General features: G+C 72.7%; 14 protein-coding genes. 8 read left to right on the top strand and 6 right to left on the bottom strand.

Annotated features, from left to right (window positions below; translation table 11 throughout):
* The first annotated feature begins 40 nt into the window (after window positions 1-40).
* From EV383_RS13205 to EV383_RS13170, 8 genes are all read left to right on the top strand, one after another.
* On the top strand, window positions 41-1,237 hold the full coding sequence (locus tag EV383_RS13205) for a DUF418 domain-containing protein (protein WP_130290194.1): 1,197 nt from the start codon (window positions 41-43) through the stop codon (window positions 1,235-1,237).
* Between the two features lie 149 nt (window positions 1,238-1,386).
* Window positions 1,387-1,809 (top strand): tautomerase family protein, encoded by a 423-nt coding sequence (locus EV383_RS13200; protein ID WP_130290193.1) that lies wholly within the window; start codon window positions 1,387-1,389, stop codon window positions 1,807-1,809.
* Entirely contained in the window at window positions 1,806-2,720 is a 915-nt protein-coding gene (locus EV383_RS13195) for an alpha/beta hydrolase (protein ID WP_130290192.1), read from the top strand. Before EV383_RS13200 ends, EV383_RS13195 begins: the two co-directional genes overlap by 4 nt.
* Window positions 2,717-3,340: a hypothetical protein gene (locus EV383_RS31155; protein WP_207223512.1), complete on the top strand. Its 624-nt coding sequence runs from the start codon at window positions 2,717-2,719 to the stop codon at window positions 3,338-3,340. Before EV383_RS13195 ends, EV383_RS31155 begins: the two co-directional genes overlap by 4 nt.
* A 1-nt stretch (window position 3,341) precedes the next feature.
* Entirely contained in the window at window positions 3,342-4,877 is a 1,536-nt protein-coding gene (locus EV383_RS13185) for a linalool dehydratase/isomerase domain-containing protein (RefSeq protein WP_130290191.1), read from the top strand.
* Window positions 4,874-5,551 carry a DUF169 domain-containing protein gene (locus tag EV383_RS13180; protein WP_130290190.1) on the top strand — a complete coding sequence of 226 codons (678 nt, stop codon included), beginning with the start codon at window positions 4,874-4,876 and terminating at the stop codon, window positions 5,549-5,551. The genes EV383_RS13185 and EV383_RS13180 overlap by 4 nt, the downstream gene beginning before the upstream one ends.
* A gap of 15 nt (window positions 5,552-5,566) precedes the next feature.
* Complete coding sequence (locus tag EV383_RS13175) at window positions 5,567-6,523, top strand: enoyl-CoA hydratase/isomerase family protein (RefSeq protein ID WP_130290189.1); 957 nt, start codon at window positions 5,567-5,569, stop codon at window positions 6,521-6,523.
* Entirely contained in the window at window positions 6,520-7,272 is a 753-nt protein-coding gene (locus EV383_RS13170; RefSeq protein ID WP_341273752.1) for a TetR/AcrR family transcriptional regulator, read from the top strand. Before EV383_RS13175 ends, EV383_RS13170 begins: the two co-directional genes overlap by 4 nt.
* 445 nt (window positions 7,273-7,717) lie before the next feature.
* Here the strand turns inward: EV383_RS13170 and EV383_RS13165 are convergent, their stop codons facing one another.
* From EV383_RS13165 to EV383_RS13140, 6 genes are read right to left on the bottom strand one after another with little or no spacing between them, the layout of a single operon-like run.
* Entirely contained in the window at window positions 7,718-8,785 is a 1,068-nt protein-coding gene (locus EV383_RS13165) for a DODA-type extradiol aromatic ring-opening family dioxygenase (protein ID WP_130290187.1), read from the bottom strand.
* Window positions 8,786-8,805: 20 nt separating this feature from the next.
* Window positions 8,806-9,549 carry an SDR family NAD(P)-dependent oxidoreductase gene (locus tag EV383_RS13160; RefSeq protein WP_242623064.1) on the bottom strand — a complete coding sequence of 248 codons (744 nt, stop codon included), beginning with the start codon at window positions 9,547-9,549 and terminating at the stop codon, window positions 8,806-8,808.
* Window positions 9,550-9,575: 26 nt separating this feature from the next.
* A complete protein-coding gene (locus EV383_RS13155; RefSeq protein ID WP_130290185.1) occupies window positions 9,576-10,076 on the bottom strand; it encodes an aromatic-ring-hydroxylating dioxygenase subunit beta in 501 nt (166 codons plus the stop codon).
* Window positions 10,073-11,353, bottom strand: a complete 1,281-nt coding sequence (locus EV383_RS13150; protein ID WP_130290184.1) for an aromatic ring-hydroxylating oxygenase subunit alpha — start codon at window positions 11,351-11,353, stop codon at window positions 10,073-10,075. The genes EV383_RS13155 and EV383_RS13150 overlap by 4 nt, the downstream gene beginning before the upstream one ends.
* Window position 11,354: 1 nt before the next feature.
* Window positions 11,355-12,191, bottom strand: coding sequence for an alpha/beta fold hydrolase (locus EV383_RS13145; protein WP_130290183.1), 837 nt, complete (start codon window positions 12,189-12,191; stop codon window positions 11,355-11,357).
* Window positions 12,188-13,180 (bottom strand): amidohydrolase family protein, encoded by a 993-nt coding sequence (locus EV383_RS13140; RefSeq protein ID WP_130290182.1) that lies wholly within the window; start codon window positions 13,178-13,180, stop codon window positions 12,188-12,190. The genes EV383_RS13145 and EV383_RS13140 overlap by 4 nt, the downstream gene beginning before the upstream one ends.
* Between the last annotated feature and the right edge of the window lie 70 nt (window positions 13,181-13,250).

Raw genomic sequence — 13,250 nt, 5'->3', positions numbered from 1 at the left:
CCGATGTGCCCGGCCGCACGGCATACCTAGCGTCGACCGCATGTCGAGAGCACTCCCGTCCGTGCCCGGACCGGTCGCACCGACCCCCGACGGCGAGCGCCTGCTGGCCCCGGACCTCGCGCGCGGTGTGATGCTGCTGCTCATCGCGCTGGCCCACTCGCGGATGCTGCACGCGGGCGGGAACGCCTACAACGTCCCCGCCGGCGGCGGCCCGCTCGACGTCGCGGTCCAGGCACTGCTGACGTCGCTGGTCGACGGCCGGGCGGCCCCGCTGTTCGGCCTCCTGTTCGGGTACGGCCTGGTGCAGATGACCCGGCGTCACTCCGGCCCCGGCCAGGATCCGGCCGGGGCCCGACGGCTGATCCGTCGGCGCGGCTTCTGGCTGGTCGTGTTCGGTGTCGTCCACGTCGCACTGCTCTACAGCGGGGACGTGATCGGCTCCTACGGAGTGCTCTCGCTGCTGTTCGCCGGCGCGGTGGCCTGGTCCGGACGCCGGCTGTGGACGGTCACGGCCGTGGTCCTCGCCGCCGGCGCCTCGCTGGCCGCGGCGATCCAGCTGGTGGGCGGGGCCGAACCGCCCCTGCCGGTGGGAGCGACCCTGATCGAGAGCGCGCTGGTGCGCACGATGGCGCTCCCGCTGTTGCCGGTATCCGCATTTGCCTCGGCGGCGCCCGTTCTCATCGGCATCTGGGCAGCGCGGATGCGGCTGCTCGAGGAGCCCGGCCGGTTCCGGCCGCTCCTGCGCGGGGTGGCGCTGATCGGGTTCCCGGTCGCCGTGCTCGGCGCGCTACCGGTCACCCTGCAGGCGGTGGACGTCTGGCACCCCCGGTCCTCGACCGTGATCGCCGCCGCGTTCGCGCTGTTCAGCGCGACCGGCATCGCGGGCGGCCTCGCCTACGCCGCGGTGATCGCACTCGTCGCGCTCCGGATCGGCGATCGGCGCGGCCGGGTGACGACGGCGCTGGTGGCCTGCGGGCGGCGGTCGATGACCTTCTACATCGCCCAGTCCCCGGTGTGGTTGGTGCTCACCGAACCCTCGCTCGTCGGCCTGCACGGCGGGCTCGGCGCGGCGGCGGCCGCCGGGATCGGCGTCGCGACGTGGGTCGCGACGGTGCTCGTCGCCGACCTTCTGCACCGCAACGGACGGCGCGGACCGGCCGAGGCCCTCGTGCGACGACTGACCTACGGCCACCGGACCCCACGCAGCCGCGGACAGGGCGTGACGACACCGACCTAGTTCGCCGACCTGCCCGGCGAACTCGACGTCGACGCATCCGAGATCCCTGCGACCGTCCCGTCGTGTTCCCGGGCTCCGGCACCCTATGATAACTTTGTTATCACCAACGACGCCGGCATGTCCTGGCCAGGCGTGGAGAGGAACTCGATATGCCGCTCTGGAACCTTTACCACCCTCCAGGAGTCTGGTCTGCGGAGGACAAGAAGCAGCTCGCCGAGGAGGTCACCGCGCTCTACACGCCGTTCGGGCTCCCGAAGTTCTACGTCGTGACGCTGTTCCACGAGGTGGGGCCCGACAGCTTCCTCGTCGGCGGTGAGCCCCGGTCGGCCTCGGTGCGGATCCAGGTGGACCACATCGCACGCCAGCTCGAGGGCACGGAGATGCGTGCGGCGGCGATGGCGGCAGCGAACGAGGTCCTCCGCCCCTTCACCGAGGGCAGGGGGCTCGCGTGGGAGATACACGTCGACGAGACGCCGATGGACCTGTGGACCATCGACGGCCAGGTGCCTCCGCGAGGGGGATCCGAGCAGGAGCGACTCTGGGCTGCCGAGAACCGGCCGCTGCCGTCGTGACGCCGTGTGTCCACTCCGCGGTGTGGGAACGTCGCGACGTCGAGTTCGTCTCCGGCGCGGATCGTTGTCGCGGCTGGCTGTACCTTCCCGCCGGCCGGCCCCGCCCGCCCGTGGTCGTGCTCGGGCACGGCGCCGGCGGTACCCGGGAGATGGGGCTGGACGCCTACGCCGAGCGGTTCGCGGCCGCCGGTCTCGCGGTCCTCGCGTTCACCTACCGGTACTTCGGCGACAGCGGCGGGGAACCTCGCCAGATGCTCTCGGTGCGCCGTCAGCTCGAGGACTGGGATGCCGCACTCGCATTCGTCACGACGCTTTCCGAGGTCGACGGTACATGCCCCGCGATCTGGGGCTCGTCGCTCGGCGGCGGGCACGTCCTGCGGGTCGCGGCGCGTCACCGGGAGGTCCGCGCAGTGGTGAGCCAGTGTCCTTTCACCGACGGTGTCGCCAGCGCGCTGGGGCTCGGCCCGGGCACCCTGCGTCTGCTCCCGGCGGTGGCCCGCGACGTCGTGGCCGGACTGCTCGGTCGTCCCCCGGTGACCGTCCCGTTGGCCGGGACGCCCGACTCGCCGGGTCTGATGAGCACCCCGGACGCCCTGCCGGGATACCTCGCCCTGGCACCACGGGAGGGCGGCTTCGTCAACGCGGTGCTCGCCCGCGCCCTGCCGCAGCTGGTGATCTATCGGCCCGGACGCGGCGCCCGGTCGGTCGCTGCTCCGCTGCTGGTCTGCATCAGTGAGACCGACAGCGTCGCCCCACCGCGCGCGACCCTGCGCCACGTCCGCCGAGCGCCGCACGTCGAGCTGCACCACGACCGGGCCGGGCACTTCGACTTCTACCTCGGCGAGGCCTTCGAACGCCTTGTCGCCCGGCAGACCGACTTCCTCGTCCGGCACCTGGCGGTGCCGGCGTGACCGTCTCGCGGCCCCCGCGCGCTGCGCGCGCCGGCCCCCTCCGGCTGCTCCCCGGCGTGCTCGCGCGCCCCCTGCTCCGTGCGGTGCTGGCCACCCTCGCCCTCGGGCTGCGCCTGACCCGGCGTCGAGCGCGTGTACGCGACCAGGTCACCCGCACCCTGTCGTTCACCCTCGCCACCGAGGACGGCGTCGCTCGGACGTGGTGGTTCGACGGCGTCCGGCGCACGGTCCGCTCGGCGCCCAACACGATCCCCGACCCCGACCACGGCGCGTACTTCGAGAGCAGCGCGAGAGCCCTGGCAGGTCTGGTCTCACCCCGCGCGGTGCCGATCATCGTGGCCGACGTCCACCGCGGACGGGTCCGCATCCGGGGCAGCATGCTGATCCTGCTGTGGTTCTGGGGACTGACCCGGACCTTCCTGCCGCTGGGCCGCACCCCCGGCCCGGGCTCCCTGCCCGGCGCCTACCTCGCCCACGACCCCGCCACCCACGGCGCGGAGTCCATCGTCGTCGAACCGGCGCGCGACGAGCTCGACCACGACTGGCCCGCCGCCTGGGCGGCGCGTTCCCGGCTGTGGCTCGTGCGCGGCGGCGCCGGCGAACCCATGCCGGAGCCGTGAAATGAGCAACCCGACCCTCAACGACCGGTCCCTGGGCTGGCTGCGGTTCCTCTGGGACAAGGCCACCACCCCCGACGACTGGAGCGACCAGGGAGAGCCGCACGTCTGGTGGGACCGCTACAGCCAGCCCCCGATGTGCGCGTTCCCGCGCTTCGACCTCGCCGAGACGGGCTACGTCCTGCCCGTCATGTGCGAGGCGACCCCGGCGTGGCGCGAGGTCTACGTCCGGATCGCCGACGAGCTGATCCGCCGCTACGTCTCGTTCTGGGGCGCGGTCGACTGGTGCACCCTGATCGGGCCCGACCCCTACGTCGACCGCTACCCGCCCGAGTGGCTCGCGGTGGTGCCCGAGTCGATGCGGGGCCGGTACGCGATGCCGGGGTGGACCGCGAACGGGGTCGAGCCGTGGGGCTTGCAGCCCGACCCGGTCGGCGCCGACGGCAACCTGTTCTACCGGGGCTGGCTGAACCTGCTGCTCGGCATCCGCCGCTACATCTCCGGCGAGGCGAGAGAGCACGAACCCTTCGAGGTCACCGGGTACCGCAACCGGCAGTTCACCTGGACCCACGCCCGGATGGCGCGCTACCTCTCCGCACAGTTCGCCGCCCGTCCGCAGGGTCCGCACTGCGAGAACACCAAGATCTGGCCGTTCTGCTGCAGCGCCGCCACGCTCGGGCTCCAGCTCTACGACGGCCTCGTCGGCGAGGACACCCACGCGCCCGTCCCGGACTGGATCGACTACGTCCGCCGCCACTACACGGCCGAGACGGCCGACGGCGAGCTCGACTGGTTCGCCCTCTACTACGACCCCATGATCGCCGAGGCCATGATCCTGCCGGGTCCGGTCAGCGCCTACAGCGCACTGACGGTGCTGCACTACCTGCAACCCCAGGACCGGGCCTGGACCGAGCGGCTCTACGGCCAGGCGGTGCGCCGGCTGGGCTGGAGCGACCCGACGATCCCGGTCACCCAGCTCGCCGACGACCCGCAGATGCTCTCCACCGCTTACTGGATGGCGCGCGAGGTCGGCGATGACGTCACCGAGGCCCGCCTGCGCGAGGTCGTCGAGACGACGATGAGCCCGCGCTTCTTCGGCGCGGAGAACGACCGCTTCGGATTCTTCTACGGCCACGACGAGCCGTGGCCGCGCGGCCAGCTCAGCGCCACGCTGATGCTCACCGAGTGCGGAGGGCCGGGGGCCTGTGCACGCGTGTTCACCGCCCCGAACACCGCCATGCACACCGAGCCGACGCTGACCGGGGTCGACTACCCGCGCCTGGCGATCCGGGGCGCCCGCTACGACCCGGCACGTGCCGTCCTCGACATCGACACCGCAGCCGGAAGCCCCTCGTCCCGCGGTCAGGTCACCACCGTGACCGTCGAGCAGCTTCACGACCCGGCCGCCGTGACCGTCACCGTCGACGGCCACCGCTGCGATCGTTGGCGGGTCACCGCACCCGACGCCCTGAGCATCGACATCGACATCGACACCCACCACGTCGAGGTCGCCACCACGACCCACCGGAGCCGTCCATGACCTCCTCCGACCTCACCGGCGCGCTCGTCGACCTGCTCGGGCTCGAGCATCCCCCGGTCGCCGTCACCATCGCCGACGACGCCCCGAGCGCCCCTCGGGCGCCGGTCGTCGACCAGCCGGCCGGATGTTGCTTCTGGGCGCCGGCCCAGGACGCCGTGCTCGACACCCGGGCAGCCGACCACGCCCACTGCAGCGTCGGCAGTTACACGCACGGATTCCTCGACCTCGAGGACGCGGCAGCCGGCGCGGACACCGCCGCGCTGCTCGCGAGCGGCTGGGTCACCGGCGACGACCTGGCCGCGGCGCCCCGCCTCGCGACGCGCCCCACCGCGATCCGCTACGAGCCCTTCGACGGCGCCGCGGCCCCCGACGTCGTCCTCATCCGGCTCTCGCCGGCCGCGCTCACCACCCTGCAGAGCGCCGTCCCTGGACTCCGGCTCACCGCCAAGCCCCAGTGCCAGATCGTCCCCCTCGCCGCCGCGGGCACCTCCGCGGTGAGCCCCGGCTGCGCGGTCAGCCGGGTCCGGACCGGGCTGCCCGCCGGAGAGCTGACCGCCGCCCTCCCGGCGGCCGACGTGCCCGCGCTCGTCGAGCGCCTGAGGCACACCCGTGCCGCCGACGACGCCGTCGCCGCGTTCGCCCGCGACGACCTCGCCGCGTTCACCACCGCCTGAGAACCAGGAGCCACGATGACCGAGCACACCCTGTCCGTCGAGGGCCACGGCCCCGTCCTGCTGGCCCGCTTCGACGGACCGCCGCACGGGCTCGTCGGACCCGACCTCGCCGAGCAGCTCGCCGCGCTCGTCGACCGGGCCACCGACGACCCCGGGGTGCGCGCCGTCGTCCTCACCGGCGCCCACCCGGACCGGTTCATCGCCCACGCCGACGTCCGGTGGCTGCAGGAGGGCGGAGCCGCCAGCCCCAAGGCCGGGCCCGGACTGGCCGGCGGGATCGCGCGCGCCGGCGCCGCAGCCCGCCGGGTCGGACCGGAGTCCGTGGTCTCCCGGACCCCGCTGTGGGGCGCGGTCCAGCTCGACAAGCTCCACGACACCCTGCTGCGGATGAACACCAGCGGCGCGGTGTTCGTCGCCGCTCTCAACGGCTCCGCGCTGGGACTGGGCCACGAGATCGCCCTGGCCTGCGACCTGCGCATCGCCGCCGACGGCGACCACCAGCTCGGACAGCCCGAGATCCTGCTGGGCTTCAACCCCGGCGGCGGTGGCACCCAGCGCCTCCCCCGGCTCGTCGGGAACCACCGCGCCCTCCTGATGATCCTCGAGGGACGGGCCCTCACCCCGGCCGAGGCACTCGAGGCCGGGACCGTCGACGCCGTCGTACCCGCCGACGAACTGCTCGACACCGCCCTCGCCCGGGCCGCGCACCTCGGCGCCCGCGACAAGGCCGCGATCGCGGCCTGCAAGCGCGCGATCTACCTCGGCGGCTCGGCGACCCTGCCCGAGGGCCTGCACGCCGAGCGGCGCGAGTTCCTCTCGGTCCTCACCGGCCACCACGCCCAGGCCGTCATGCGCTCCTACCTCGCCGACACCGACACCAGCGGTGACCTACCGCTCTACGACACCGACGCCTACGCCGCCGCGCTCTCCTCGGGTAGCTTTCCTACGATGCCCACGACAGGACTGCACTGAGCGCGACACCGCCCTCCGGCGACACCGTCATCCGGACGGGGCGGCCCACGCGCGAGGAGCTCGTCGACGTCGTCATCGAGCTGCTACGCACCGTCGGCCCACAAGCGGTGCAGGCGCGGCGGATCGCGGCGGAGGCCGGCGCGACGACGATCGTCGTCTACCGGCGCTTCGGCGGGATGCCGCAGCTCGTGACCGCGGTGGTGGAGGCGGGCTTCGACCGGCTCAGCACCGTGTTCGCCGACCGGCCGGAGTTCGACGACCCCGTCGCCGGATTCTGCGACCTGGCCCTGACCTACCGTGGAGCGGCCCACGCGAACCCGCACCTGTTCGACCTCATGTTCGGGCTGTCCAACCCCGGGGGATACCGCGCCGACCAGTGGGCGTCGGCGCCGGACGGCGCAGGTGTGCCCGGCCGACGATCGAGCTACTTCGACCGGGCGTACGAACCCCTCGTGCGGTACGCCCGGCTCGCGATCGCGCAGGGTCACCTGCGCGAGGGAGACCCCGAGTCGATCGCGGCGCAGCTGTGGAGCTTCTCCCACGGATTCGTCGTGCTGGAGCTCGCCGGGCACTTCGCGCCGTTCGCCGACCCCTTGCGGGAGGTGTTCGCGCCGATGGCGACCAATCTCGTCGTCGGCCTCGGGGACGACCCCGGCCACGCCGCAGCGGTCATGCGCTCCGCGCTGACCCCGGCAGCGGACGACGGCTCGGTCCGGGAAGCGGGCAGGACGTGGCCGACGCACGACTGACGCGGGAGCCGAGCCCTCGGATCCCGCCGACCCGGCGGGGACACGCATCCGTCAGGGTGGGCGACCCTGGCCAGCGTGCCGCCGAGGGCGGTCCGCTGCCGCAGTATCGGGCGGGGTCGGCGCGACGACGGTTCGCGTTGCTGTACTCCGAAGCGGTACGAACGGTCTGCCCCACTCACCCTCCGCTGAGATCGACCGGGGGCCGCTCCCCAGGCTCCCGGGTCCGCTCGCCACCCGGGACAACCGCGGGAATCCCGCCTGGCAGCGACTGGGGTCCGCTCGTGCCCGACGCCCCGCCGACACCACTCAGGACATCGCCGGACGCTTGGAGTCGTTGCCCTCCGGGATGATCGAGCACCTCCGAGGGGACTTCGACTGGCGCTCACCGTCCTGGATCCTGATGTCGGCGTGGCCGAGCACAAGCTGCACGATCTCTCGAAGGGCCTCACGAGCCCTCGAAGATGGCGAAGACCTTGTTCGAGTTGAAGACGTCGGTCTCGACCATCTCCGACCAGCGCAGCGGCAGGCCGAGCTCGTCCATGGCCCCGACGAGACAGAACCAGTTGAGCATCTCGTGCTGGCCGTCGCGGACGATCTCGGCGCCGGTGGTGCGCCGCCAGCGCTCCCGGTCGCCGTCGACGAACGCGCGGTAGAGCTCGCGGTCCGAGTCGGTGTCCGGGCGCAGGTGCCAGTCCTTGTCGTTGAGGAACGCATGGGACCAGCTCGACGACGCGACGAAGGCGACGCGCATTCCCCAGCCACGCATCGCCCGTGCGACGGCCGCCCCCAGCTCCATGCAGCGGGCCGGCGTGGGGCCGGTGGGGTCGAGCTCTTCGGTGGCGATGTCCGCGAACCTCGCGAGGCCGCCCTTGCGGGCGATGGCGTGCTGGCCGTAGCAGTTCACGGTGATCGGCAGGATCGTGTACGGGAACTCCGTGCCGGCGTTGTCGTAGTCGAGGAAGACCTGGGTGTTGGCGATCGCGTGCGGGAAGTGCGCGCCCTCGCGCTTGCGGTACGAGTAGGCCATGTCGAAGCCGTCGTCCATCAGCTGGTTGGTCAGGGTCCGGCACCACTGCTTGTTGCCGTGCAGCGTCATGGTCATGTCGTCGGGACGGCCCCAGGCGTTCGGGTTGCCGTAGTCGTTCATCAGCGAGAACGGGTGGATGTCGATGTCGTCGTAGGCGAGCACGCAGAACGGCGGGACGACCTCCTCGCGGAAGTTCTCGTACTGGTCGTCGCCCCAGACCACGACGACGTCGGGCGCGAACGCGTCGAGCCGCTCCCGGCAGCGGGCCAGGCCCTCGACCAGGGCCGTGCGGTGACCCGGCGCAGCGGCGCGGCCCTCGTCGTCGCCCCACTCGGCCCGCATCAGCTCGGGCCAGCCCGCCGGATCCTTCTCCGCGGCGGGGATGTCCGGATCCGTCAGCGTGCCGCGCAGCAGGACGGCCATCATGTCGTCGCGGCCGCCGAGCAGGGGGTAGTGCGTCAGGCCCAGTCCGAGGACGTCGCTCATCGGTGCTCCGTTCCGTTCCATCAGCTCATGCTGCTTCCGCCGTTGACCGACAGGGTCTGGCCGGTGACGAACCGGGAGTCCTCGCGGGCCAGGTAGGCCACCGCGGCGGCCACCTCGTCCACCTCACCGGGGCGGCCCAGCGGGATCAGGGCCACGGCGTCGTCGACGACGGTGCGCAGGCGCCCGGGCACGCGGCCGGCGGCCATCGCCGCGTCGAGGGCGTCGGTGCGAATGTACGACGGCGCGACGGTGTTGACCGTGATGCCGTCGCCGGCGAACTCCCGGGCCAGACCGGTCGCCAGCGCGTGCACCCCGCCCTTCGCGGCGTTGTAGACGGCGTGGTCGGTGAGCCCGTTGCGCACCGACTCCGCGCCGATGTTGACGATGCGGCCGTACCCGCGTCGTCGCATGTGCGGCAACACCGCCAGCGAGCAGCGCAGGGTGGTCCAGAGGTTGTTGTCGATCGTCGCGCGCAGGGTGTCCTCGGTGTGCTCCAGCGTCGGCCGGATGACACCTCCCCCGGCGTTGTTGACCAGCACGTCGACCGCGTCGAACGCGGCGAGCGCCTCGTCGCACAGCCGGTCCGCCGTGCCCGGCTCGGCGAGGTCGCCGGCGAACCCGGCGGCCCGCCGGCCGTCGTCGAGAAGGGCCGCGACGACGACGTCGACCTCCTTCTTCCCCAGACCGGCGACGACGACCGCGGCGCCGTCCGCGGCGAGGCGCCGGGTGATCGCGTGGCCGATGCCGGTGGCTCCCCCGGTCACCACCGCCACCCGCCCCGCGAGCGGGTTCACAGGATCACGGCCACGTCGTTCGCCGGCCGCAGCGACGACATGTCCAGCTCGACCCGCTTGCTACGGATGCGCAGCGCGCCGTCGCGCTCCACCAGCCGGTAGGTGTAGCCGCCGACCCAGGTGGAGTCCTTCCCGTTGCGGGTGCGCCAGACGATGAACGACGCCCGCACCGGGATCTCGTCGCCGTCGGGCTCGCCGACCCGGACGTTGGTGACGAGGTGGCGGCACTTGGAGTGCGGGTACTCGCGGTGGGCCTTGCGGCTGTTCAGCCGCTCGACCCGCAGCGTCATGCGCAGCCGGTCGTCGTCGATCAGCACGAGGTCCGTGGTCGGGTCGCCGTCCGGGACGTCGGTCGCCGGGACGACGTAGCGGGAGTCGGAGGTGTAGAGGGTCAGCCAGGTGTCGAGATCCCAGGCGTCGAGCAGCTCGGCCTCTGCGAACAGGAGATCCTCGACCTCGCTGCGGGTGGGCCTGCGGACCCGGGCGGGAGCGCTCACGGGTTCACCGTCCGGTCCACGCGGTCCATGTCCGCGCGCCACCGTCGCCAGAACGCGCGCATCTGCGCCTCGTCGTTGGCCCGGGGCTCGCGGGTCATGCCGCGGGAGATGTCGTTCCACTCGACCCCGCCGCTGGTGAAACCCTGCTGGCAGGACTCGAGCGCCTCGATGTCGTCGGGCGTGGCGAACCCGCCCGGGCCGAGGAACGTCAGGAAGCTGTCCAGCCGGCGCTGGCGCACGTCGGGCTGCTCCTCGCGCGGGGCCATCTCCCAGGCCGTGACCTCCATGTGGTCCGGCGCCGTCGGGACGAACGTCCGCACGGTCAGCGCCATGATGTCGTTCACGATCAGGTTCGGGTAGATCAGCATGTTGCGGTTGAGGTCGGCCATGCGGTGCGCCCGCTCCTCGCCGAACCGCTCGACCAGCCCGGCGCGCAGCCCGTCGACCGACGCCTTCGCGTCCTCGCCGAACAGCGGCTCCCACTTCGCGACCGGACGGCCCCACGGTGCCTCGTACTCGAGCACCGCGTGCCCGTTGCCCAGGTCGTGCGCGGTGCCGGTGACGCCGACCGACAGGTCGGTGCCGAGCGCGACCAGGTACTTGAAGTACGTGTCGTGTGTGGACACCGCGTGGTAGCCGTCGATCGAGTTCTCGACCAGCAGCTTCCAGTTGGCGTCCATGCCGTACTCGTTCGTGCCGCGGACGATCTCCATGTCGGCCGGGGCGGCGTCGATGATCAGGTCGAGGTAGTCCTTGGCGCCGGCCAGGTACTCGACGAGCCCGACGACCTCGGGGTCGTAGCAGCAGAAGACGAAGCCGCGGTAGCTCTCCACCCGCGCGACCGACCGGAGCGCCAGGCCCTCCCAGTCCAGCGTCCCGCCGTAGGCCTCGCGGTCAGGGACACCGGACAGCGTGCCCTCCGAGTCGAAGGTCCAGGCGTGGTAGAAGCACTGGAAGACCTTCGCGTTGCCCCGGTCCTGGCGGCACACGACGGCGCCGCGGTGGGTGCAGGAGTTGTGGAAGACGTTGACCTTCCCGCTCTTCGCGCCGCGGACCATGAACACCGGCCGGCCGCCGACGCGGCGCCGAACGTAGTCGCCGGGGTTCGCGATCTCCGACTCGTGCCCGACGTAGAGCCAGTTGTGCTCGAAGATCTTCGCGTGTTCCTCGGCGAGGATCTCCGGGGACATCATCGAGTCCCGGTGGACGCGGAAGCGCTCGGGCTCCTCGACGACGAGGCGGGAGCCGGTGCCGACGAGGCCGTCGAGAACGGTCATCTCACTGCCCCCGGCCCAGGAAGTCCGCGACGGTGGCGTTGAACTCGTCGGCGCGCTCGATCTGCGTCCAGTGCCCGCAGCGGGCGAACACCCGCAGGTCGGCGTCGGGCAGCAGGTTCACCATGGTCCAGGAGACGTCGGCGGGGACGACGCGGTCCTCGCGGCCGTGCACGAGCAGCGACGGCGTCGCGGTGGCCCGGACCTGCTCCTCGGTGATGCCCAGGTTACCCCCGTCGTGGCGCGAGTCGGTGAACATCGCGGTGTAGGCCTCGTGCACGCCCGGGGCGGCGCTGGCCTCGTACCGGATGCGGACCAGGTCGTCGGTGATCAGGTCGGGATCGACGGCGAAGTAGGTGCGGAGCAGGTCGCGCATGTTCTCCGGCGACGGCGTGTAGGCGCGCAGGGCGCGCAGCCCCTCGGTGATCGTCATCCCGACACCGGGCGAGCCCATGAGCACCATGCGGGCGACACGCTCGGGCCGGTCGTTCGCCATCTCCAGCGCGATCCGCCCGCCGAGCGAGTTGCCGACGACCGAGAACCGTTCGAGCCCCATCGCGTCGGCGAAGTCCCACACGTGGTCGGTCCAGGAGCGCAGCGAGTAGCGCACGTCGGCGGGCCGCTCGGTGGCACCGAAGCCGACGACGTCCGGTGCGAGCACCCGGAACCGGTCCGCGAGGACCGGCAGGTTGAGGCGCCAGTTCGCCCAGCCCGAGACACCGGGCCCCGAACCGTGCAGGAACAGCACGGGGTGCCCGGTGCCGGCGTCGTGGTAGTGGGTCCGGACCCCGCGCGCGTCGGCGTACAGGCCCTCGGCGAGGTCGGTGGTGGTGGCGGTCATCGGCGCTCCGTGGCGGGTCGGCGGGCGGAGGTCAGGAGTGCGCGGGGGTTGTCGACGCCGACGGCACGGCGCCGCTCGGGCGGGCAGGGCGGCGCGAGGACGGCGCCGGCGGGCTGCTCGCGGGCGGCGAAGGGGTAGTCGGTGCCGAGGACGACGTGGTCGTCGCCGACCCGGGCGGCGGCCAGGTCGAGGCCCGCGAGGTCGTAGGTGAGCGAGTCGACCCAGAGGCCGCGGGCACGTTCCAGAGCCGTCGGCGTCCCGCCGGCGAGGGTCTGGCCGTGGGCGACGCGCGGCAGGATCGACGGCAGCGCGCCCCCGCCGTGCGCGAGGCATACCCGGACGTTCGGGCGGTCGACGAGGGTGCCCGCGGTCAGCAGCGCGGCCGCCGCGATCGCCGTCTCGGTGGGCATGCCCGCGCCGAACGCCAGCCCGGCCCGGACCAGGCGCGGATCGAGCATCTCGTCGACGGGGTGGACGAACACGACGGCACCGAGCTCGTCGGCGGCGTCGAAGAACGGCGCGAACCGCGGGTCGGCCAGCTCCAGGGACCCGACCCGGGCGCCGACCTCGACGCCGTCGAACCCCAGGTCGAGCACGCACCGTCGCAGCTCCGCGACCGCGGCCACGGGGTCCTGCAGCGGGACCGCGCCCAGCGCGCGGAACCGGTCGGGCGCCTCGGCGACGAGCGCGGCGAAGAATTCGTTCTGTGCGCGGGCCTGCTCGGCGGCACCCACCGGCGGCGCCGTGTGGTCGAGCGTCACCGGGGTCGGGGAGATCACCTGAACGGCGATGCCCTCGGCGTCCATGTCCCGCAGCCGCGCCCCGGCCGACCAGCACCGGGAGTCGACCGTGCGGTACCGCCGCTCCCCCACGTGGATCGTGGCGACGTCGTCGCCCTCCCGGAGCACCCACGGCCAGGCGTGGCCTTCCGCGGACGGCGGCACGGCCAGGTCCGGGGCGATCGCGTGCGTGTGGACGTCGACGAGCATCTCCGACCTCCCTCGCAGCGCTGTGATCCCGGCCACCGTACGAAACCTTCATGAACAATGACAAGGGTTC

This window comes from Pseudonocardia sediminis, from assembly GCF_004217185.1.
Taxonomy (GTDB): domain Bacteria; phylum Actinomycetota; class Actinomycetes; order Mycobacteriales; family Pseudonocardiaceae; genus Pseudonocardia; species Pseudonocardia sediminis.
Note: the sequence above shows the minus strand (reverse complement) of the source record. Positions and strands in the feature narration are given on the sequence as shown.

Coding starts and splice junctions, on each gene's coding strand:
- EV383_RS13180 (WP_130290190.1), top strand. CDS start 4,874: ATGACCTCCTCCGACCTCACCGGCGCGCTCGTCGACCTGCTCGGGCTC.
- EV383_RS13145 (WP_130290183.1), bottom strand. CDS start 12,191: ATGACCGCCACCACCACCGACCTCGCCGAGGGCCTGTACGCCGACGCG.
- EV383_RS13205 (WP_130290194.1), top strand. CDS start 41: ATGTCGAGAGCACTCCCGTCCGTGCCCGGACCGGTCGCACCGACCCCC.
- EV383_RS13140 (WP_130290182.1), bottom strand. CDS start 13,180: ATGCTCGTCGACGTCCACACGCACGCGATCGCCCCGGACCTGGCCGTG.
- EV383_RS13185 (WP_130290191.1), top strand. CDS start 3,342: ATGAGCAACCCGACCCTCAACGACCGGTCCCTGGGCTGGCTGCGGTTC.
- EV383_RS13200 (WP_130290193.1), top strand. CDS start 1,387: ATGCCGCTCTGGAACCTTTACCACCCTCCAGGAGTCTGGTCTGCGGAG.
- EV383_RS13150 (WP_130290184.1), bottom strand. CDS start 11,353: ATGACCGTTCTCGACGGCCTCGTCGGCACCGGCTCCCGCCTCGTCGTC.
- EV383_RS13175 (WP_130290189.1), top strand. CDS start 5,567: ATGACCGAGCACACCCTGTCCGTCGAGGGCCACGGCCCCGTCCTGCTG.
- EV383_RS13165 (WP_130290187.1), bottom strand. CDS start 8,785: ATGAGCGACGTCCTCGGACTGGGCCTGACGCACTACCCCCTGCTCGGC.